General features: G+C 48.0%; 19 protein-coding genes. 6 read left to right on the top strand and 13 right to left on the bottom strand.

The annotated features are described in order from the left end of the window. Positions 1–42 precede the first annotated feature (42 nt). On the top strand, positions 43–570 hold the full coding sequence (locus tag K0036_RS04225) for a TetR/AcrR family transcriptional regulator C-terminal domain-containing protein (protein WP_220430816.1): 528 nt from the start codon (positions 43–45) through the stop codon (positions 568–570). 156 nt (positions 571–726) lie between these two features. Next, positions 727–1,875, top strand: a complete 1,149-nt coding sequence (gene fucO, locus K0036_RS04220) for a lactaldehyde reductase (protein WP_025645029.1) — start codon at positions 727–729, stop codon at positions 1,873–1,875. A gap of 92 nt (positions 1,876–1,967) precedes the next feature. Here fucO and galT read toward each other — a convergent pair whose 3' ends face one another. Next, positions 1,968–3,458, bottom strand: a complete 1,491-nt coding sequence (gene galT / locus K0036_RS04215) for a UDP-glucose--hexose-1-phosphate uridylyltransferase (protein ID WP_220430815.1) — start codon at positions 3,456–3,458, stop codon at positions 1,968–1,970. A 29-nt stretch (positions 3,459–3,487) separates the two neighbouring features. After that, positions 3,488–4,654 carry a galactokinase gene (locus tag K0036_RS04210; protein ID WP_025645031.1) on the bottom strand — a complete coding sequence of 389 codons (1,167 nt, stop codon included), beginning with the start codon at positions 4,652–4,654 and terminating at the stop codon, positions 3,488–3,490. A 143-nt stretch (positions 4,655–4,797) separates the two neighbouring features. On the opposite strand from K0036_RS04210, the gene K0036_RS04205 reads away from it, so the two are divergent. Further along, complete coding sequence (locus tag K0036_RS04205) at positions 4,798–5,697, top strand: AraC family transcriptional regulator (protein WP_259283389.1); 900 nt, start codon at positions 4,798–4,800, stop codon at positions 5,695–5,697. A gap of 23 nt (positions 5,698–5,720) precedes the next feature. Here the strand turns inward: K0036_RS04205 and K0036_RS04200 are convergent, their stop codons facing one another. The 8 genes from K0036_RS04200 to ilvD form a co-directional block, all read right to left on the bottom strand. Further along, positions 5,721–6,401: a TIGR00266 family protein gene (locus K0036_RS04200; protein ID WP_220430813.1), complete on the bottom strand. Its 681-nt coding sequence runs from the start codon at positions 6,399–6,401 to the stop codon at positions 5,721–5,723. Positions 6,402–6,472: 71 nt separating this feature from the next. Beyond that, positions 6,473–7,204: a LytR/AlgR family response regulator transcription factor gene (locus K0036_RS04195; RefSeq protein ID WP_220430812.1), complete on the bottom strand. Its 732-nt coding sequence runs from the start codon at positions 7,202–7,204 to the stop codon at positions 6,473–6,475. Continuing rightward, entirely contained in the window at positions 7,185–8,900 is a 1,716-nt protein-coding gene (locus K0036_RS04190) for a LytS/YhcK type 5TM receptor domain-containing protein (RefSeq protein WP_029467264.1), read from the bottom strand. Before K0036_RS04190 ends, K0036_RS04195 begins: the two co-directional genes overlap by 20 nt. A gap of 282 nt (positions 8,901–9,182) precedes the next feature. Continuing rightward, positions 9,183–10,430: a dicarboxylate/amino acid:cation symporter gene (locus tag K0036_RS04185; protein WP_173693708.1), complete on the bottom strand. Its 1,248-nt coding sequence runs from the start codon at positions 10,428–10,430 to the stop codon at positions 9,183–9,185. Positions 10,431–10,922: 492 nt separating this feature from the next. Next, positions 10,923–11,135: a tautomerase family protein gene (locus tag K0036_RS04180; RefSeq protein WP_025645039.1), complete on the bottom strand. Its 213-nt coding sequence runs from the start codon at positions 11,133–11,135 to the stop codon at positions 10,923–10,925. 40 nt (positions 11,136–11,175) lie between these two features. Then, complete coding sequence (locus tag K0036_RS04175; RefSeq protein WP_025645041.1) at positions 11,176–12,162, bottom strand: ornithine cyclodeaminase family protein; 987 nt, start codon at positions 12,160–12,162, stop codon at positions 11,176–11,178. A gap of 77 nt (positions 12,163–12,239) precedes the next feature. Beyond that, positions 12,240–13,103: a TSUP family transporter gene (locus K0036_RS04170; protein WP_173693706.1), complete on the bottom strand. Its 864-nt coding sequence runs from the start codon at positions 13,101–13,103 to the stop codon at positions 12,240–12,242. Between the two features lie 21 nt (positions 13,104–13,124). Then, on the bottom strand, positions 13,125–14,795 hold the full coding sequence (ilvD, locus tag K0036_RS04165; RefSeq protein ID WP_173693705.1) for a dihydroxy-acid dehydratase: 1,671 nt from the start codon (positions 14,793–14,795) through the stop codon (positions 13,125–13,127). A 227-nt stretch (positions 14,796–15,022) separates the two neighbouring features. On the opposite strand from ilvD, the gene K0036_RS04160 reads away from it, so the two are divergent. Then, a complete protein-coding gene (locus tag K0036_RS04160; protein WP_025645046.1) occupies positions 15,023–15,892 on the top strand; it encodes a LysR family transcriptional regulator in 870 nt (289 codons plus the stop codon). Between the two features lie 56 nt (positions 15,893–15,948). Here K0036_RS04160 and K0036_RS04155 read toward each other — a convergent pair whose 3' ends face one another. Together K0036_RS04155 and K0036_RS04150 are read right to left on the bottom strand one after the other, a co-directional pair. Then, complete coding sequence (locus K0036_RS04155; RefSeq protein WP_173693704.1) at positions 15,949–16,749, bottom strand: Rpn family recombination-promoting nuclease/putative transposase; 801 nt, start codon at positions 16,747–16,749, stop codon at positions 15,949–15,951. Between the two features lie 279 nt (positions 16,750–17,028). Beyond that, a complete protein-coding gene (locus tag K0036_RS04150; protein ID WP_220430811.1) occupies positions 17,029–18,492 on the bottom strand; it encodes a sodium-dependent transporter in 1,464 nt (487 codons plus the stop codon). Between the two features lie 140 nt (positions 18,493–18,632). Between K0036_RS04150 and K0036_RS04145 the strand changes: the two genes are divergently transcribed. Beyond that, on the top strand, positions 18,633–19,520 hold the full coding sequence (locus K0036_RS04145; protein ID WP_025645048.1) for a LysR family transcriptional regulator: 888 nt from the start codon (positions 18,633–18,635) through the stop codon (positions 19,518–19,520). A 4-nt stretch (positions 19,521–19,524) separates the two neighbouring features. Here the strand turns inward: K0036_RS04145 and K0036_RS04140 are convergent, their stop codons facing one another. Further along, the gene (locus K0036_RS04140; RefSeq protein ID WP_220430810.1) at positions 19,525–20,877 is read right to left on the bottom strand and encodes an MATE family efflux transporter; all 1,353 of its coding nucleotides are present in this window, start codon (positions 20,875–20,877) and stop codon (positions 19,525–19,527) included. 322 nt (positions 20,878–21,199) lie between these two features. Here K0036_RS04140 and K0036_RS04135 point away from each other — a divergent pair, with 322 nt between their 5' ends. Beyond that, positions 21,200–22,030 carry a class I SAM-dependent methyltransferase gene (locus K0036_RS04135; RefSeq protein ID WP_220430809.1) on the top strand — a complete coding sequence of 277 codons (831 nt, stop codon included), beginning with the start codon at positions 21,200–21,202 and terminating at the stop codon, positions 22,028–22,030. Positions 22,031–22,034 lie beyond the last annotated feature (4 nt).

Here is a 22,034-nt window from a genome sequence, read left to right as displayed (position 1 = left end):
ACAGCAGTAATCGGATACCTTTTTACGACAGGAGTAGATGGAATGGATAATAGCGAAAAAACCAGAAACAAGTTCGTTGCCTCTATGAAAAAACTTATGGAGGCCAAGCCCCTGGATAAGATTACCGTCAAGGAGATCGTGGAAAACAGCGAGATGACGCGCCAGACTTTCTACCGCAATTTTAAGGATAAGTATGACCTGGTGAACTGGCATTTCGAGCAGCTGGCCGACAAGTCTTTCCGCCAGATGGGCGTCAGCCTCACTCTCCGGGAGGGGCTGGTCAAAAAGTTCCATTTTATCCAGAATGAGCGCTGCTTCTTCACCTCCGCGTTCCAGTCCCAGGATTATAACTCTTTGCTCCAGTATGATTATGAATGCATCCTTGAATTTTACACCGGCATCATCAGGCGCAAGACCGGAAAGCCCCTGGATAAAAAGATTCAGTTCCTGTTAGAGATGTACTGCCGCGGATCCATCTACATGACTGTGGAATGGGCCAGAAAAGATATGGACTTAGAGCCCGAAGAGATGGCTGATCTTCTGATCCTGGCTCTACCGGAGCCTTTATAGGAACTGCTGACGGATCTGAATTAAGGGAATGGATGTTACACTTTCTGCAAGTTGTCACTTTTGTGACATCTTGCTTTTTTTGTAACTTTTCTCGGCGCCAATAGATCGTTATAATTATAACAAAGTTAATTTTCACAGAGAAAAGGAGAGATACTTATGTCAAACAGATTCGTCTTGAATGAAACATCCTATCACGGCGCGGGCGCCATCCATGATATCGCCACAGAGGCAAAGGCCAGAGGCTTCCAGAAGGCTTTTGTATGTTCTGATCCGGACCTGGTCAAATTCAACGTTACCCAGAAGGTGCTGGATGTACTGGACGCGAACGGCCTGGAATATGAGCTTTATTCCAATATCAAGCCAAATCCTACCATTGAAAACGTGCAGACCGGCGTACAGGCCTTCAAGAACTCCGGCGCGGACTACTTGATCGCCATCGGTGGCGGCTCTTCTATGGATACCGCCAAGGCCATCGGCATCATCATTGCCAATCCGGAGCATGAGGATGTAAGAAGCCTGGAAGGCGCGGCCGATACTAAGAATAAGTCAGTTCCGATCATCGCGGTTCCTACCACTGCCGGCACTGCTGCCGAGGTTACCATCAACTATGTCATTACCGACGTAGAAAAGAGCCGCAAATTCGTATGCGTAGATCCCCATGACATCCCTGTCGTTGCCATCATTGACCCGGATATGATGTCCAGCATGCCAAAGGGCCTGACAGCCTCCACCGGAATGGATGCCCTGACTCATGCCATCGAAGGATACATTACCGCAGGCGCATGGGAACTTTCCGATATGTTCCACATCAAATCCATTGAAATCATTGCCCGCTCTCTTCGGGCCGCTGTAGAGAACACGCCAGAAGGCCGTGCCGACATGGCGCTTGGACAGTATGTGGCAGGCATGGGATTCTCCAACGTCGGACTTGGAATCGTTCACTCCATGGCTCATACCCTGGGCGCAAAATACGATACGCCTCACGGCATTGCCAACGCGATCCTGCTTCCTGCCGTAATGGAATATAACGCGGATGCCACGGGCACAAAGTATAAGGATATTGCTGCCGCCATGGGCGTAAAAGGCACCGAGGACATGTCCCAGGAGGAATACCGCAAGGCTGCCGTAGACGCTGTAAGGAAGCTGGCAGAGGATGTCGGAATCCCTAAGGACCTAAAAGGCATTGTAAAAGAAGAGGATATTCCGTTCCTGGCTGAATCCGCCTATGCAGACGCATGCCGTCCGGGAAATCCAAAGGAAACTTCTGTGGAGGATATTACAGCATTATTCCAGTCATTGATCTAGGGTAAAAGGATCTCATTAAAGAAGGACACGCGGCATTTTTAATGCCCTGCGTGTCCTTCCTGCTTTTCTATTATTCTTTTCTATCATTCTGCTTATAAGGTATTCACAAACCGCATGAAATCTTCCCGTCCCTGCGGCGTACACTTGTATACTCCGGCATCTTCCAGTACATGGACGAATGTATTGCCCACTTCCTTCTTCAGGATATCCATGACATTTTCCCCGGTAATCCTGTCATAATCCGGAAGGAACCGCTCGACCCACTCTGCATGCTTTTCAATCTTCTCATTGCTTCGGATGTCCTTGCCTTCCACAAGATATCCGGCCAGTATCTCCAGTTCTTCCTTCAGCCTGGAAGGCAGGACCGCAAGTCCCATCACCTCGATAAGGCCGATATTTTCCTTCTTGATATTGTGGTACTGCGCATGCGGGTGATACACGCCTAAGGGGTGCTCCTGGGTGGTAATGTTGTTCCGAAGCGCCAGATCCAGTTCGAACGTATCGCCCACCTTTCTTGCGATTGGCGTAATCGTATTGTGGGGCTCTCCTTCTGTGCAGGCATAGATGAATGCGGCCTCATCCGTGTAGCCTCTCCAGGCTGCCAGTATATGGTCCGCCAGGTCGATGAGCTGTTTTTCGTCGGTACTTCGTATCCGCAGTACGGACAGAGGCCACTTGACGATTCCGGCCTCCACGTCTTCATATCCCGGTATCGTTACCTGCTTCTCGATTGGCGCTTTTGCCATGGCAAATGTATAATTGCCTCCCTGGAAATGGTCATGGCTTAAGATGGAGCCTCCCACGATGGGCAGGTCTGCATTGGAGCCCAGGAAATAATGGGGAAAGAACTTGATGAAGTCAAACAGCTTCACAAATGTAGCCCGCTCGATCTTCATAGGCACATGCTGCCCGTTGAACACGATACAGTGCTCATTGTAATATACATAAGGAGAATACTGGAATCCCCACTTGCTGTCGTTGACCGTAACCGGAATGATCCGGTGATTCTCCCTTGCCGGATGGTTCAGGCGGCCCGCATATCCTTCATTCTCCATGCACAGCAGGCACTTGGGATAACTGCTGGCCTTGGCGTTCTTTGCCGCGGCAATGGCCTTGGGATCCTTCTCCGGCTTAGACAGGTTGATGGTGATGTCGATCTCTCCATAGGGGGAATCCACTTTCCATTTCATATCTTTCTTCACGCGGTAGCGCCGGATATAGTCGCTGTCCTGGCTGAACTTATAATAATAGTCCGTGGCCTCCTGCGGGGATATCTCATATTTCTTCGCAAATGTCTCCTGTACCTGGGCCGGCCTTGGAAGCAGGCAGTTCATAAGCTTCGTGTCAAAGAGGTCCCGGTATCCGATACTGTCCTCGATAATCCCTCTTTTTACTGCCTCATCCAGCAGCTCCTTCAGCACGGACTCTAATTCAATCTCTGTATCTTCCACCGGGCAGTCTTCATAATTATCCTCGCCAAACATTTCCAGCAGAAGGTTGGTGGTATAGATGCGCTCCGATTCCGGCGTCAATCCTGTCTGGACGCCATATTCTACCAGTTTCTTAATATTTTCAAATAGCATAATCCTCTCTCCTTCTATCCACAGCGGGACTATATGATCCTCGCTCCATCGCCGATCTCCACTACATAGAATTCCGCCTCATGGCCCACTTTTTCTTTATAAGTCTTTCCAATCTGGCTGATAAAGCCATCCACCGCATCATTCCTAACGATGCTCACGGTACATCCGCCAAATCCGCCTCCGGTAATACGGGATCCCAGAACTCCCGGCATCGCCTGCGCCAGATCCACCAGAATATCGATCTCCTGGCAGGATACCTGGTAATCTTCCTTCAAAGACTGGTGCGATTCGTTCATCAGCCTTCCGAAGAGTTCCACGTCATTTCCCCGAAGCGCCTCCACTGCCCGGATCGTCCTCTGGTTCTCATATACCGCATGCTTTGCCCGCCTTTGTCTTACCGGGTCCTTGATCGCCCCTTTATGTAATTCAAACTCTTCCTGCGTCAGTTCCCCAAGGCTCTGAATGGGAAGTTTTTCCTGCAATTCCTTAAGCGCCGTCTCGCATTCCTTTCTCCTGTCATTGTAGGCAGAATCTACCAGGCTGTGCTTTACCTTGCTGTTGGTAATCACGATCTTGGCATCCTTAAGCAGCACGGGAGCATACTCGTAGTTCAAGGTATTGGTATCCAGGAAGATGGCATGATCCTTCTTTCCCATGGCGCTTGCGAACTGATCCATGATTCCGCAGTTGCAGCCGTTAAAATTATTCTCAGAATCCTGCCCGATCAGCGCCACTTCCACCATGGTCAGATCCTCAAAGCCGAATGTATCCTTAAGCATCAGCCCTGTCAGGACTTCTAAGGATGCGGAAGATGAAAGTCCCGAACCGCTGGGAATATTGCCGTATATCAGGATGTCCATCCCATGAGTCAGCTTGTAACCCCGCTTTTCAAACGCCCACATCACGCCCTTGGGATAGTTGGTCCAATTGGCCGCCTCGTCCGGGACCAGCTCATCCAGGCTGGTCTCTATGATTCCCAGGCCTTCAAAATTCATGGAATAGAACCGCAGCTTCCGGTCTTTGCGATCCCTTACAATCCCGTAGGTTCCAAGGGTAAGCGCGCAGGGAAATACATGGCCTCCGTTGTAATCCGTATGCTCTCCGATCAGATTCACGCGTCCCGGCGCGAAATAGGCCCGTATCCCGTCTTCTTTCCCATACAATTCCTGAAACTTCTGAATGAAACGCTCTTTCATCTTCTTAACCTCCATTTATCCTTATTCGCTTTTATGTTTTCCTTGCATATCCCTCTTATCTAATTTATGATTATAATGAGATGAATCCCAGCGTACAATAAGAATATTTGATAAAATTATAAGGATATTGAGGAAATGTGATTATGGTGCAGATACATACCGAAAAAAACCAAAAAGAGATCAAACGTCATGGAAATTATGAATTTCCCGTCAACATCAGCCCGGAATCCATCCAGTCCTACGAGCAGGGGTATTTCCTGTGGCACTGGCACCCGGAGATCGAGCTTACCTGGATCATATCCGGGCAGATGGAGTATTATGTCAACGACCAGAAATACCTTCTTTCTGAGGGAGAGGGGCTGTTCGGCAACAGCAACACCCTCCATTCCGGCTACATGAAGGACGGGCAGGACTGCGACTATCTGTCCGTCACCTTTCATCCCCGCTTCATCTACGGATATGAGAACAGCCTGCTTCAAACCAAGTATGTGGACTTCATTACTTCCAATGAACTATGGCATTCCCTGAAATTTGAAAAAGATGTAACCTGGCACCAGGACATCATCCGCCAGATTCAGGACATCTGCCAGATGGCCCAGGAGCCACCTGAGGATTATGAGCTTCAGGTACACATGATCCTGTGTTCCATCTGGCAGAAGCTTTATCTGCATTATGTCTCCCAGCCGTCCGTAAGCCTTCTTCATCCCCAGAAGCATCTAAAGCGCCTGAAAGACATCCTGACTTACGTGCAGGAGCATTATGCCCAGGAGATCACCCTGGATGATGTAGCCAGCCATGTCAATATCTGCAAGAGTGAATGCTGCAGGTTCTTCAAAAAGTATATGAAGATGACCATCTTTGAGTATGTCATGTTCTTACGGATCCAGAACAGCCTTTTGCTTCTGAAAAACGGGGAAAGCGTTACAAAAACAGCCGGCATGGCCGGATTCTCCACGCCGGCCTATTATGGCCAGATCTTCAAGCGATATATGGGCTGCTCGCCCAGCCAGTACCGCAGGCAGCATATGGATGAAAATCTGTAGCCCCATTCCTTCTCCTGGCCGGATTATGCACCGGTTGGAATATATGGCCTTAATGCTCCGGCCACGTTGCTGATTGGCATGGTCTGGAGCCATACTCTTCCCGGCCCTGTGATTACCGTGTTGAAGATTCCCTCTCCGCCGAACAGCATATTCTTTACGCCCGGCACGCTCTTGATCTCCATGCTGCAGGTGGCCGTCATAGCTGCCAGATGGCCCGTATCCACCACGATCTGCTGCCCGGGCTGAAGCTCGTATTCTATCACATGGCCGTCAAACTCCGTAAACACGATCCCATGGCCGCTTACCTTCTGCATAATGAATCCTTCTCCGCCGAACAGGCCGGAACTAAACTTCTTATTAAAGAATACGGACAGTTCGATTCCCATCTCTCCTGCCAGGAACGCGCTCTTCTGAAGAATCATCTCCTGCCCAGGAGCAATTTGGAATGCACGGACAGATCCTGGAAAACTGGACGCAAACGCAATCATTCCCGGCCCTCCTTGCGCAGTATAGATATTCTGGAACATACGCTCACCGGAAAACATCCGCCCAAACGCCTTGCCGATGCCGCCATTGGTGGTGGTCTCCATCAGCATGTTGGGGGACATCCATGCCATGCCTCCGCCTTCGGTGATCATCTTCTCTCCGCCTTCCAGCTCGCAGATTACTACCGGAAGCGTCTCGCCTTGTATCTGATATCTCATTTTCTTAGTACCTCCTGTCTTTTCTTATTTCCAATCATAAAGGGTAAGCGTGCGCCTGTCAATTTGCTCCCTTAATATCCCAGTTTCTGCCGCAGGATCTTTGTCTTGTCTCTCCCGATTGGAAGAATATTCTCCTCGTACCCCTTCATTTTCAGGCTGAAGCTGTTATTTCCCCATGGAAAGACTTCCTTTACCTTGTCCAGATTGATGAGATAACTTTTATGGATCCTGAAAAACCCCATGTCTTCCAGCTTCTTTTCATACTCGCCGATGGGCTTATTCTCCCGGTACTCATTGCCTACTGTATGAATCAGGCAGCCTCTGTTGTACGTCTCGATATAGACGATATCCTTGATATCTTCAAAGACAGTCTTCCCATTGCTGCTGATAGCCAGCCTTTTTACAGCCGCCCGATCCGATGGCGCTTCAGTACGGGCTGCAGCATCCGGCTGGGCCATGCATCTGCGGAGCACTTTCTCCAGGCGCTTCCTGTCAAAGGGTTTCATAATATAGTCTTCCACTCCCAGTTCGAATGCCTGTACCGCATACTCCGAATAGGCAGTCACAAAGACGATCTCCATCTCCGGCTGCATGGTCCGCAGCGCATTGACCAGGACTGTGCCATTGATATCACCCAGATTGATATCCAGGAAGCAGATATCGTACTTCTCTTCCCCGGCAATCTCCAGGGCCTTTGCCCCGCAGTCTCCTTCTTCGATCACCGCATCCGGAAGAAGTTCCAGAAGCTGGTGCCTTAATTCGCTTCTTGCCGGTCTCTCATCATCAATTACCGCGATCCTCATAAATATTCTCCTTCACTCTTTCCTTCCGGAACTGAAGTTCCACGCAGGAGCCTTCCGGCGAACTTTCAATCTTCAGTCCTCCATCCTCGCCATAGGTACTCTTCATCCGCTTGTGCACGTTGCTTAATCCAATACTCTTGCCGATAGGCTCTCCATTTTCTAATTTCTCCAGAACCTCCGGCTTAAAGCCCTGCCCCTGGTCGCAGACCTGCACGATAAACGCGTCTTCTGCTTCTTCTATCCTTATATGTACGATGCGTTTTCCCTTCCGGTCGATTCCATGGCGCACCGCATTTTCCACGATGGGCTGCAGTATAAGGGTCGGAATCTGTATGTCCATACATTCCGGAAGGTCATAGGTCACCAGAAGCTTGTCCTCGAATCTTGCCTTTTCCAGTTCCAGATAGTCCCTTACATGATCCAGTTCCTCTTCCATGGGAACCATGTATGCTTCATAATCCAGATTATAGCGGAAATAGCTGGCCAGCGTGACCAGCAGCTCTCTTGCCCTCTCCGGGTTCTCCCTGCATACGCAGGATATGGTATTCAGCGCATTGAACAGGAAATGCGGATTCACCTGGAACTGCAGCGCTTTGAATTCTGCCTTCTGGCGCATCGTCTTCTGGTGCTCCAGCTCCGCCATGGCAATCTGGAAAGATGCAATGGTTACCAGATGCTGCAGCAGTTCCATCTCGCTTTGGCGCAGCACCCACTTCTTCTTGACCCACACGATCAGGCAGCCGATGGGCTGCTCTTTTATGATAAACGGCGCCGCTATCATGGAATAATTCTTCAGCCATTCATAGTCGGAACTATCCCTGGATGCCTGATATACGGCAGCCACCTGTCCCGTCTTAAGGGCTTCCTTGCCCACCGGCGGAATGGCATCATCTTCGGGCTGGTAATCCACCTCCTTGGCCTTCCACTCCAGAATGGATGTGGCGTCTGTCACCATTACCCCTGCCCAGTCCGTCCCTTCCAGCAGGACAGAAGCCAGTTCCTCCATATTTTCCCCTTTGTGCAGTCCCTCCACCAGCAGGGGCAGACACCGTTTCGACAAATCTGACGCCCGCTGCAGCTGGCGGCTGCTTTCCAAATCCTGCCTGATGAAAATATTGTTGAAGCTGGAGATAAAGATCAGGATTCCGCCGGCATTCAGAAGAATCATCGGCCCTGAGATCTCCAATATGGTCTTGAGCGCCATCTGTACCGGAACCGTAAAGCGAAGAAGGGATACCATATCGCAGACTTCCGCAAAGCAAGCCAGCAAAAACAGATCCTTGTACTTCCATTTCCCTCTCTGGAAATATGGATAGAAGCCTCCGCCCAGAAGGCCGAACAGCACTGTGGAGAAAGCGGATGCCATGGCAAATGCCTGGGGAGCGGAAAAGAGGTAGACATAGACCGCTCCTATCATGGAGGCATACAGGCCTACCAGCGGCCCGCCCAGAAGGCCCGCCGCCATAGCGCCGATCACCCGGGTATTCAGGCTGTAAGAGCCGATATCGATTCCGGTATACGTAGACAGAATAATGATGGCCCCAAACATCACCGACAGAAGCGCCTGGCTCTTCCAATTCCTCTTCTCCTGCAGGATGATATCCTGGACCAGCTGCAGCTTCGACAGCAGGCTTGCCACGAGTACCATAAGCCCAATGTTCATAATTAACTCAAATACCAGCTGATTCGTCTGCATATCCCTTCTCCTTTTTCTCTCGTATCCTTATCTTATCACAGCCTGGGGAAGGTTACAAGAACGGGCATAGGCCCGCTTGCACCTCTTCTCTTGCGCCTCCTGCGAATACGTAGCGTCGCTTATCCCATTGCAATCCATTACAGGATTCAAATGGTTTCCAAATATAGCCTCAAAAGCCCCCGGCATATTTAAAATATGCCAGGGGTCCTTGAAAATAATGTATGATTAATAGTTGGGAAATGTCATGTGTAATCTCATTTACTTATTGAACTATGCTTATGCCTAGTATGTAACTGCCTTCTTGTCGTTGTATACATCCCGGTCCAGTTCTCCCAGCTTATTCGCCACAAGCATGCCGACCATAACGTCTACATCCACATTCATCAGCGTACGGAACATGCCGGCGAACCAGTCGATTCCAATCAGGACAGCAATGCTTTCCAGTGGAAGTCCCAAAGATGAAGCAAGGAATGTATATACGATTACGGAGCCTCCCGGTACTGCAATGGTTCCCATGCACATCAGGCAGGACAGCAGGATTGCCATTCCCATCTGATATACCGTCATGTTGATGCCGGTAGACTGGGCCATAAAGAAGATCGCAACTACGTAGCACTGCGCTGCGCCGCAACTATTCATGGACATAGTAATCGGTCCAGTAAAATCTGCTACCTTGCGGCTGATACCGAACTTCGTCACTGCATCTTCCATCTTTGTAGGAAGGCAGATTGCTCCTGAAGTAGTCGTTACGGCCATCATAGACATCTTGGCAAACTTCTTCGGCATCTTGGCCGGATTGACCTTGCAAAGCGCTGCTGTGAGCGGACCATAGATCAAGAACTGTATCAAATCTCCAATCAGAAGCACGCCCAGGAATTTCATCATCGGAATGATTACTTTCAGTCCTGTCGAGCCTGCAACATTTGCAAGCAGGCAGAAGATTCCGATTGGTGCGATGTGCATGACCGTCTTAATGATGTTGGTAATGATCGTATTGAGTCCGGTAACCCATTCCACCATATTGCGGTTGCCGCTCTGTCTGGTATATGCGCCCATCGCGATTCCGAAGAATAACGCGAAGACGATGCATGGCACCATAGCGCTGTCAGCCATAGAGCCGATGATATTCGTCGGCACGAATCCAAGTATTGTCTCCTGGAGCGAGGTTGACTCAACCGTTGCATTTGCCACTTCTTCGGCGCTTGCTATCTCAATGCCTACGCCTGGCTGTATCAGCATGGCCAGTAAAACGCCCAGTCCGGCTGATATTACGGTAAAAAATATGATCCATTTAAACGTATGGAATCCCATCTTTCCAACATCCTGGCTGTCTCCGCTTCCTACTGCTGCCGCTACCGCAGACATTACCAGAAGCACTACGGACATCTGAATCAGTCGGATAAAAATATCCCCAATAAATTTTAAATTTGCAGCCCATGGCCCTACAATCGAGCCAAATATAATTCCGCCAACTGTCGCTATCAGAATCTGGGTCGTAAGCGATATTGACAGTCCCTTCTTCTTCTCCATTCTCTTCACCTTTTCCATTTTAGATTTTCGTTCCGGTTTTGAAATGGCCATTTCAAATGTTTGTCTATATTTTATACTTTTTTAACAATGTTTCAATGGTTTTTGTTCAAAACGTTGGTTTGACTGCGCGAAGTGTTATTTTTTTAACCTGACACGTAACATTTTTCACTTTGACACGTAACACTTTTGCATTTTGTTACGTGCTATCCCTACACAACTGGTGCGTTGAACTAACAAAACCCCCGCGTCAAAATGAAAAAATCCCGTCTCAAAATGAGGCATAGGAACCTAATGCAGCAAAAAAACAACTTATCAAGGCCTTTAGTATATATTTTACCTGATAAGTTGTCTTTTATTAAGGTGATTTTTAATTCTGCACACCAGTTTTTCAATTTTACACATGGCTTTTGCCAGTTTGGCACACCAGTTGTGTAGGTTTGACACGTAACATTTTTGCATTTTGTTACGTGTCAAAGTGAAAAATGTTACGTGTTAGAAGTTGGCTTTTACATACAGATCGTCTGGATTGATTTTATCTACAACTTCTTCATTCCATTTATCTTTTTCAATCTCTTCCACAGAGACGGATATGTACTTTTCTTCCATATTCATTTCCTGGCAGATAAAATCTTTTGTCTTTTCTGCGAGATCCTTCTTTACTTCTTCCGTTCTTCCCGGATACATTTTAATTGAAATATGTGGCATAATGGCTTCCTCCTATTATAAATATAGTTTTAATGAACTTCTAGTTCCACTCTGTGCCGACTCCGGCCTTGACTGCCTTGTCGTAGATTTCTCTTGCTGCCACAAGGTCCTGCGTGGCTACGCCTACGGTCTCGAATACGATGATCTCGTCGTCATTCTCGCGTCCTACCAGCTCGCCCTTGATGACATTGCCCAGGTCTCCTGTAAAATCATCTTTTGTAATGATTCCTTCTTCCAGTGGGATCAGGATGTCTCCTGACTCGGACAATACTGCGTCCTCGGAATCAAAGTAGATCTTGGATGCTCTTGGAAGGATGGCTGGGTCCATCTCCTGCATGTGATGCTGGTAAGCCCCCACGCAGCTGATGGTAGCGCCTTTCTTAATCTTGGTTCCATCGAATACAGGCTTGGATGACGGCGTAACCGTAATCAGAAGGTCTGCATCGTCAATGGCCGCGTCAGAAGTTTCTACTGCGACAATCCTGGTTCCGTAATCCTTTAATTCTTCCTGCATGCGGGCTGCAAAATCTTTTGTCCTTTCAAAGTTGAGATCGTATACTCTGACTTCTTCCAGTTTTCTTGCAGCGATCATTGCCTCAAGCTGGGTTGCTGCCTGTCCGCCAGTTCCGATCAATGCTCCAATCCTGCAGTCCTTCTTCGCCAGCACGTCAAAGGCAGCCCCCGATGCTGCCCCTGTACGAAGCTGGGTAACATAGGTACCGTCCAGAACCGCTATCACGATTCCTGTCTTTCCGTCAATCAGCAGTACCTGTGCAGGAGATGACGGAATCCCGTTATCGATATTGTGCGGGAAAATGTTGATGATCTTTAAGGATGCGGTCTCCATGTCCTCTACGTATGCAGGCATGAACAGGAAGCATCCGTCATGCTTTGGCGCCTGGATGTTCGTCCGAAGCGGCGCGTCGCATTTTCCTTCTACTACCAGTTGAAATGCTTTTTTGTCTGCCTCAATGGCATCTTTGATTGTAAATACTTTTTTAATGTCCTCTCTTGACAATAGTAACATACCATTATCCTCCTCTTTAATATCCTTATATTTTATAATACCTTACTTATATGTACGATTCAACTTGTTCTTGATCATTACTTCTCTTTTTTCAAAGTCAATACAAATGAAATGGACATATAAATCAGCACAGCCGCGACAATCCATGTAAGAAGCGTTATTGGCATGGATTTTACGATATAGTACGCCGCTAATACTCCAAAGATTCCCGTGATCGTCGCAATTGCCGCTGCAGGCCTGTTATATTTCCCGCTTTTAACAAATTCCACGCTGGCGGGCGGCATCAGAAACGCGCAGGAGCCCATCATAATCGGAAATGCAACGGAAATGTTCATTCCAAGGAGCGCGCATAGCGCCATGCATGGTGCATATAGCCCTACTCCGCAGGTCATCAATGCTCCTAATACAAAATTGACTACAATGCCTATAACGAGCTTGCCTCCCGTAAGTCCTATTTCTTCCCCCATCATGCCAAAAGGACCGAATCCGTTTAACTTGCAGATCAGAATCACCGCTACGCAAGGCAGTATGACAGCCAGGATCTTTCTCAAGGTATTCACCGGCAGCCTGCTGACAATCCTCGCCCCTACAATCGCGCCCAGCACGGATGAAACCAGCATGGTTATTAATGTGACTGTATCTACCTCTACAATATCAAGGAATAGCAGGAATTCTACTCCGACTGGAATTGCAAATATAACATTTCCATTCGCGGGAAGGTGATCGTCCGGGCTAAGCTTGGTCAGTTTGAAAAATGCCATTTGTGTTGCATTGCTTCCAACGCCAAGTGTATCCAGAAGATTCAGGACAAATCCCATAATTCCGTACAGTATCATATGAAAAAAGGAGTCTTTTTCTTTGTGCTTAATGATATCGCGATACATATAGATTGCATATGCAATTAAAATAGTAATTGTAACAACCCTGAAAAATAGTACCATGTCATATCCTCCTCTCTCCGATTACACGTAATACTTGGCATCCAGCGGCCACGGCTGCATTGCTCCGCCTTCTTCTGCCGGACGGCACATCTGGGCATAGATGTTGAGACATCCCTTCTGCTGCTTTAACGGAGGGCATACCCAGTTCTTTCTTCTTTCCGCCAGTTCCTCATCGGATACCAGAAGGTCAACCGTTCCTTTTGGAATGTCGATCTCAATCTCATCTCCATTTTCTACCAGCGCGATCACGCCGCCGTCATATGCCTCGGGCGATACATGGCCGATAATGGCTCCATAATTGAATCCTGAGAATCTTGCGTCCGTCACAAGGCCAACGCTCTTGTCAAGCCCTTTGCCGATGAGGGCGTCGATGCTGAGCATCAATTCCTTCATGCCCGGCGCTCCCTTGCATCCTTCGTAGCGGATGACAATAATATCGCCAGGAACGATCTCCCCGTTCTGAATGGCCTCGAAGGCCGGATAATCTCCTTCAAATACCTTGGCTTTTCCTTTGATATATTTTACTTCCTCGTATACGGCTGTCGGGCGCACGATTGCCCCATTCGGAGTAATATTGCCCCGCATGATCTTCAGGCCCGGAAGGGTAGACACTGGATTTTCAAGAGAGTGAATAACCTTATTCTCTTTCGCCTCTATCTTGGAGAGCATTTCTCCCCAAGTGGTACCATAGATGCTTGGGGCATCCGTAAATAGCTTGCCTTCCAGCTGCTTCATTACATTCATAACGCCGCCTGCGTAGTGGAAGTCTACCACGGTGTAAGGCCCGCTTGGAATAACGGCGTTGATGCATTTTATTTCTTCTGCATATTTATCAAAATCTTCATATGTCAGCTTGATTCCCAATTCATAAGCATATGCCAGAAGATGCAGCACTGCGTTGGTCGATCCTGCAACTGCCATATCAAACATAATCGCATTCAAGAGTACTTCCTTTGTAATCAATTCGGAAGGCTTTCTATTGGTCCTAACCATTTCTACGATATACTTGCCCGCGCTCCTTGCCAGGCGGATCTTTGCGTTATCGCTGGCCGGAGTCGTCGCCGTCCCAGGAAGCACCAGGTTCATCACCTCTCCCAGCATCTGCATCGTATTGGCCGTCCCCATGGAAGGACAAGCACCGTAAGAAGGGCATACGGATTCTTCTAATTCAAAGAGTTCCTTTTCGTCCGCGCCTGTAAAGCGTGCGGCGTCCAGGTCTGCCTCTACCACCGTCTTGCCACAGTGCTGGCCTGCCGTCATGGAGCCTCCTGTTACGACCATGGATGGAATATCCAGCCGCATTGCCGCCATGTAGCACCCGGCAATAATAAGGTCGCAGGATGCGATCATAGCCAGCCCGTCGAAATGATGCACGCGGGAGACGAATTCCACAGACATCGCCACAATGTCTCTTCCAACCTGCTCATATTTCATCTCATCGCTTCCATTGGCCACGTTTCCGCAGGTCGCCGGAATTCCGAATTCCACCGGAACGCCGCCTGCTGCCCAGATTCCTTCCTTCACCGCATCGCAGATGCGTCTAAGATGCGCCGTTCCCGGTGATCCCTCCATAAATGAATTAGGCACGCCAATGTGCGGCTTCCTGCGGATATCCTCATCCGAATACCCGGCTGCCTTCATCATAACCCGCCTGTGCGCTGCTTCTGCTCCGTTCCAATATTCTGTACCCATACTTTTGTTTCCTCCTTTTTCTTGATTTGTCCGGTTCTTCCCTTTATCACCTTGACAAAAATTTATCACTTGTGTTTATAATATAGAATCCGAAGGAATTTCAAAAGAGCGTTTTACTGAAGGAAATGTTCAGTTTTACTTATGTTTTGAGGAAAAGCCCGATTTTGGTCCTTTAATTCAGTTTTACTTAACGAAGGCATTAATTTTTCTAATGTAAAGGAGTTGCCATGAACAAATATGAAATCATCCTAAGCGTCTGCGAGACTCACAGTATATCTAAAACAGCCGAAAAACTATGCTATACCCAATCTGCAATCAGCCAGGCAATCAAAGGATTTGAAAAAGATCTGGGCCTGCAGCTGTTCAAACGCTCCAAGCATGGAATGGAACTGATGCCCAACACGGAAGAAATTATCGAAGCGCTTAAGATTATCTGCCGGGAAGAAAATAGAATCACCCAGATCGCCACAAATCTTACCAGTCTGGACAGCGGCTACATACGAATTGGCACCATACAGAGCATCTCCTACCACTGGCTGCCGGATATCCTGAAAAACTTTTCAAAGGCCTACCCTAATATCCGCTTCGAAATGACGGTTGACGGATTCAGCGCGCTAAGAGAAAAAATACGCGCAGGGAAATTGGACTGCATCTTTGTATCCCGCTACTCGGTGCCGGGGCTTCCTTTTGTCCCCATCGGCAAAGACGAACTGATGCTGGCGACTCCCAAAGACCACCCTTTGTCCGAAAAGGTGGCCGTATCACTGTCCGATATTAATAATGAAGACTTCGTGCTGTCTTCCGACGGACTGGATTATGAAACCGGAAAGATCTTCGAGCTTAACAATATCAAACCCAGGATACGCTATCGCCTGAATGAAGACTTTGCCACATTGAAAATGGTGGAAAAGGGATTCGGCGTCACGATCCTCCCGAGACTTTTATTATATAATGCGCCTTTTGATGTATGCATCCGCTCCTTTACCGAGCATTACTCCCGCGTCCTGGGCGTCGCATACTCCAAGGACGCGCCTCCTTCTCTGGCCATCCTTAAGTTCCTGGATTATGTCAAAGACTGGAGCCATGAATTAGACTAAGCAAAAACTCCACTGTACGCCAAATGAATGTACAGTGGAGTTTATATTCCTGTTTTTTATTTCTCGTTATTTAATCTTTCCAGAATCTTATCTACATCATATTCCGGCCCATACGGAATCGCAGCCTCATAAATCCTTCGAATCACAGGCTCTTCCTCCTCAAGCATCTCGGCAATTGCCTGAACCTCAAGGCCCTTTCCAAGTTTTTTGCACACCTGTGTAGTTAAAACTCGCATTTCTCCTTCCTCTCTCCCGGCTTCTCTTCCCTCTTCTCTAAGAAGCCGATCTCTTTCTTCCATCTTCATATATGTCACTCCCATCTGCTCGCTGGCCTTGATCTCTTCAACCATCATATGCAGACGTTTCAATCGGTCATCACACTCTTCGGGTACATTTTCAGTCGTGCTGTTTTCCACATAATGAAGGAAATCTACCAGCGATGAATCTACTTCTTCATCATTTCTTCCCTTTGTATTCAGGATGATTTTTTTGCATTCATCCCCTAGCACAAGTTCCGGCACTTCTTCGCATCGATTCTCAAATGTATACTTATATTTCCCCAAGCCGAAGAGATCAAAACCGCAGATCACCACTATATATGTGGTATTCAGATTATCAAACTTCTGTTCTCCACTCTTAAGCAGCGGGGCATCAACCAAAGCCTGATAAAAGCGGGTTCGCTTTGGGATATTTCCTACATTGCGTATAGACAATTCCAGAATGATCTTACAAGCCTCAAGGCTTACCGTAGTCACATCAAACAGGAAATCATCCATAAGATTCAGCCTCTTTAATGGTGCTATAATATCCTGTGGCGCTTCCGGCATCTGCATATTCAGTTTTTCCATTTCCCTCATACACTTTCTTCCTTTCATTATAATATTTTCCCAGTGTGCTTTCAATGAATATAAGACTTATTTTGTTGCCATCAACTTGAATTTCCTGGCTGACTCGCCCTGAAAAACGGATAGATAGGACAGTTAAGAATTTTCGATAAGGTTCTGTCCTTGATATGATATAGTGCCAGTATAGCAAACAGACTATGAAAAATCAAGCAGGAGCCTGCGTCGTAATCTTAAGGATTACATTGCCACAGACTCCTGTAGAATTATCACGTTTTCTTGTACTATTTTAGTTTATGACTGCTTCTTTTTTGACCCGGAGCAATACAGCACGAATCCAAGCAGAAGGATCGCGATCGCCATCCACACCAGCAGTACCGTCGTTCCCTGGCTTATGAACTTATCATAATAGCCTTTCAGGTAGATGATAATGATGATCAGCGGTATTCCATAGCCCACATAATTCTTCAGGCCTTTTGGGAAATGGAATCCTTTTCCGGTATTGACTTCCGAAAGGAAATTATCCCATCCCCATCCGTTCTTTCTGGTGCAGAACAGCACGTATCCCAGACTTCCAAGTGGAAGAAGGTTGTTGGAGACGATAAAGTCTTCCAGATCCATGATGTTGGTTCCGCTTCCTAATGGCTCGAATCCCGCAAGGATATTGAATCCCAGGACGCAGGGCATGCTGAGCAGAATGATCAGCACGGCGCTGACCAGGACGCTCTTATTCCTTGACCAGTCAAATAAATCCATATCGAAGGATATGATATTCTCGAACACGGCAACAATCGTTGAAAATGCCGCAAACGTCAGAAACAGGAAGAACAAGGCGCTCCATAGCTGTCCGCCTGTCATCTGGGCAAATATATTCGGAATCGTGATAAATACCAGGCTCGGTCCTGATCCCGGCTCGATCCCGAAGGAAAAGCATGCCGGTATGATAATGAACCCTGCCATCAGCGCGACAAACGTATCCAGGGCCGTGATGCTCACCGCTTCTCCAGTAAGACTTCTTTCCTTATCCATGTAGCTTCCAAAGATCAACATCGCGCCGATACCAATGGACAGCGTAAAGAATGCCTGGCTCAATGCTCCGAAGATCACATTTCCGATTCCCTGATCCAGCATCTTTCCAAAATCCGGAATCAGGTAGAAGCGGATGCCTTCCCCGGCTCCCTCCATAAAGAAGGAATGAATCGCCAAGACTACCATGATGATCAAAAGCGCGGACATCATAATCTTGGATACCCGCTCGATTCCTTTCTGGATTCCAAACAGGCATACCGCAAATCCAATTATGCATATGAGTACCGTCCAGAAAATCATCACCGGCACATTGCCCAGCATATTCGAAAATCCTGCCGTAACTTCGTCCGTAGTAGCGCCGGCAAATTCTCCCCGTATGCTCCGGTAGCAATAATACATCATCCATCCGCCTACAGTGGTATAGAACATCATCAGCAGATAACTTCCGATCACTCCGATCCACTTTGTCATATGCCAGCGGGTTCCTTCCGGCTCCAATGCCTCGAAGCTCGCCGCCACGCTGTGACGGCTGCCGCGTCCTACCGCGAACTCGCACACCAGCACTGGGATTCCCAGAATAACCAGGAATAATAAGTAAATCAATATGAATGCGGCCCCTCCGAATTCACCGCACATATAAGGGAATTTCCATACGTTCCCGATTCCGATGGCGCATCCGGCAGACACCAGGATGAATCCCAGACGCGAACCAAATTTTTCTCTCTTCATTTTACACCTCTCCTTTGTACCATAACAATTTATTATTATAATTACATCTTATCAGGATTGCAAATTCTTATTTCTCATATTAATATAAGATATAGTTATAATACAAAAAAACAATCAAATAATTTCAGCAGGAGCCCTTTATGAATACCAATCAATTAAAATACTTTGTAGCAGTCGCGGAATACCGAAGTTTTACCAAGGCCGCAAACCAGTATTACATATCCCAGACCGCCATCACCCAGCAGATTCACGCTTTAGAGGAATCGATGAACGTCCAGCTGTTCAACCGTTCCAGCCGCCCGGTAGCGCTTACCCCTGCCGGAAGGATATTCTTCCTGGAGGCAAAAGCCATTCTGGAGCGGATGGAGACTGCGGTCAGCAAAGTCAAGGATGCTTCTACCGGCCTGGTAGGAACCCTTCGCATCGGCTATACCAAAGGCTACGAGCGAAGCGATCTCTCCAATAAGCTGCGGGCCTTTCATCTGGAATATCCCAATATTCTTCTTACTTGCTATCGCTGTGATACCGACCGGCTGGCGGCAGGCCTGTTTAACGATGAATATGACATCATCTTCACCTGGGACAGTACCAATATTCTGCAAGAACATGCCATCAGCCATAAGATCATCGAGCGCGCCCCTCTGGTGGTGGCCCTCTACAGCGGACATCCCTTCGCCCAGCGCTCTGCCCTTAACCGCAGGGAATTAAAAAATGAAGCCATCTTATATATGACTCCATCCAGCACCGGCGACTCCTTCGGAGACAGCCATTTTATGGACCTGTATAAAGAGGCCGGCTACCAGCCTAACATCCTGTTCCGCTCCAACGATGTGGAGAGTATTCTGATGATGGTAGCGGCAGAAGAAGGCATCTCCGTCATGCCTTCCTACATTACTAATAAATTGACCAACGCGGACAACCTGGTCTTCATACCACTAATCGGCGAGGAAGAAGCCGAGGAAATCATCGCCGTTTGGAAACAGGGAGAACTGACGCCGGAACTAAGGCATTTTGTTGAAAGCCTATAGTGCATTAAGCCTCCCGGGTCAGTTTGCGGATCCAGTTTCCATAATGGGATTCCAGGAAGGCTGGCACGCATTTGAATATCTGGTCTGCGTTCAGGCAGCATACTACCACGATTGGCGATGCCTTTACCACGAATGCCATAATAAACGACAATGGCAATACGATCATCCAGATGCTGACAAGGTCCATCTTGACCACGAACATAGCATTGCCGCCACCCCGGATGATCCCGTTGTTGGTCGGCATCTGGTAGGACATGCCGACGCAGACGACGCTTAGAATTATGAGAAAGGCGTTGGCCATCTCTTTGGTGGCAGGCTGGAGATCATACAGCCCCAGGACCGGAATCCGGATAAAGAACAGGAAGATGCCGGATAGCACGCCGATTACGATAAACATCTTCTGAAGACGGCCGGAGTACTCCTTGACCCTTGCGATGTCCCCCGTGCCTATCGTCTTTCCAATGATTACCGATGCTGCCGAGGATGCGCCTACCGCCGTTGACTTCACCATCAAAAACAAAGTGGATGCCACGCTGTTTGCCGCAATGGCTGTTGCCTTCATATGTCCCAGAATCACCGTCTGCAATGCCGTATTGACGCCCCAGAGTCCCTGGACGAACAGCATCGGGGCTGTCACCTTGAAATAATCCTTTGCCAGCACCCGGTCAAACTGAAGGTAATCTTTCAGCTTAAGGTTCAGGTTCTTATCCTTCTTTGCGATATATGCGATCAGCACGGCGCATTCTATCATTCTTGCGATAAGCGTCCCCACGGCCGCCCCGCATACGCCCATTCTCGGCGCTCCGAAATTCCCGAATATGAGTACATAATTAATGCCGCAATTTATAAAAAATGTAAGGATGGAGAGCTGGAACGCGATCCTGACGGTCTCGGTGCTTCTTAATGCCGCCAGAAGGAGCTGGGTCACCGCAAAGAACAGGTAGGTAAAACGGATAATCCGAAGATACCTTACCCCTTCCCCAATGATCGGGCCGTCCGTCGTAAAGATTCCAACCGCCTGCCGGGAAAACAGGCTGACCAGGACAAACAGCGCAATGGCAATCAAAAGTCCGGCATGCATAGCCGTCGCGGCAATCTTCTTCACCGGAGCGGTCTGCCTCTTGCCCCAATACTGGCTGCAAAAGATTACAAGCCCGTCTCCTAAGGCCAGCAGGAACTGCTGATAGACGAATTGTATCTGGTTGACCGCCGCAACGCCTGCCAGAGAAGTCTCGCTGTATGCGCCCAGCATCATATTGTCCGCAAGATTGACGCTCAGCGTCACCACATTCTGCAATACCAGGGCTATGTAAATAGAAAAGAAATTCCTGTAAAATGTTTTGTTCTTCAAATTCATGCTCCTTATCCAACAGTGGAATCCTCTGTTTCCCATCCCCTGATTCTAGCAGATTATTTCTGCGTATGCAATGCATTGCGTGACACGCTGTTTTATGATTGATATTTGATCCAGTCCGCCCTATAATGAGGTTACGGTAACTGCAAAGGAGATGGTAAGATCCGGCGCACTTGATGCTGTATAATCGGCAACATGAGTGAACCGTGGATTTCTAACCGTGGAGAAATCCACGGTTTAGTTTTTTTCAAATAATAGAATGCCGCCAAGGCGTATATAAATCAGCCAGTTGCCGTACCCATAACAAATCAAAAGGAGAACACGCATGAAAGATTTAATAAAGATTGCAAGTAAAAAGCCGGAATTATATGAACAAGGCCCCCAAAACATGTGGGATGAACCGTATATTTCCAAAAATATGCTGAAAGCCCATCTGGATGAAGACCTGGAGTCCGCTACAAGAAAACTGGCGACCGTGAAGGAATCTGTCGAATGGATAGCATCCACCCTTCCTCCTCATGACTATCCTCTACTCCTGGATCTTGGATGCGGGCCCGGCATATATGCAGAACGTTTCTACGGCAAAGGATACCGCGTCACCGGCCTTGACCTGTCACGCCGGTCTATCGCATACGCCCGTAATTCGGCAAATGACCTCGGTTTGAAAATCCAATATAAGCAAGGCGATTATACAAAGATGGCTTTTGACTCCCAGTATAACTTAGTCACGCTTATCTATTGTGATTTTGGAGTTCTTCCATATGACGACCGCAAAGAACTTCTGTTAAAAATACACGATTCTTTGCTGCCGCAAGGCGTATTCTTATTTGATGTCTTTACGCCTTTGAGATATGAAGGCGCCAGGGAATTCAGGCATTGGGATGTCTGCGAGAACGGCTTCTGGAAAGAAGAGCCTCACCTGCTGCTCCATTCTTTCTATCGTTATGACGAGGACAGTACCTTTCTGAACCGCTATGTAATTGCCAGCGAAGATACCATTTCTTTCTATAATGTCTGGGAACATGTCTTTACGTTTCCAGAGATAAAAAGAGACTTAGAGGACGCTGGCTTCAGCGAGATTGCCGTATATGGAAATGTCATGGGTAAGCCTTATGATAAAGGGGAGCAGACTTTGTGTATTCTGGCGAAGAAATAGCAAA

The organism is [Clostridium] scindens (genome assembly GCF_019597925.1).
GTDB lineage: Bacteria > Bacillota > Clostridia > Lachnospirales > Lachnospiraceae > Clostridium_AP.
This window is presented reverse-complemented; position numbering and strand designations above follow the sequence as displayed.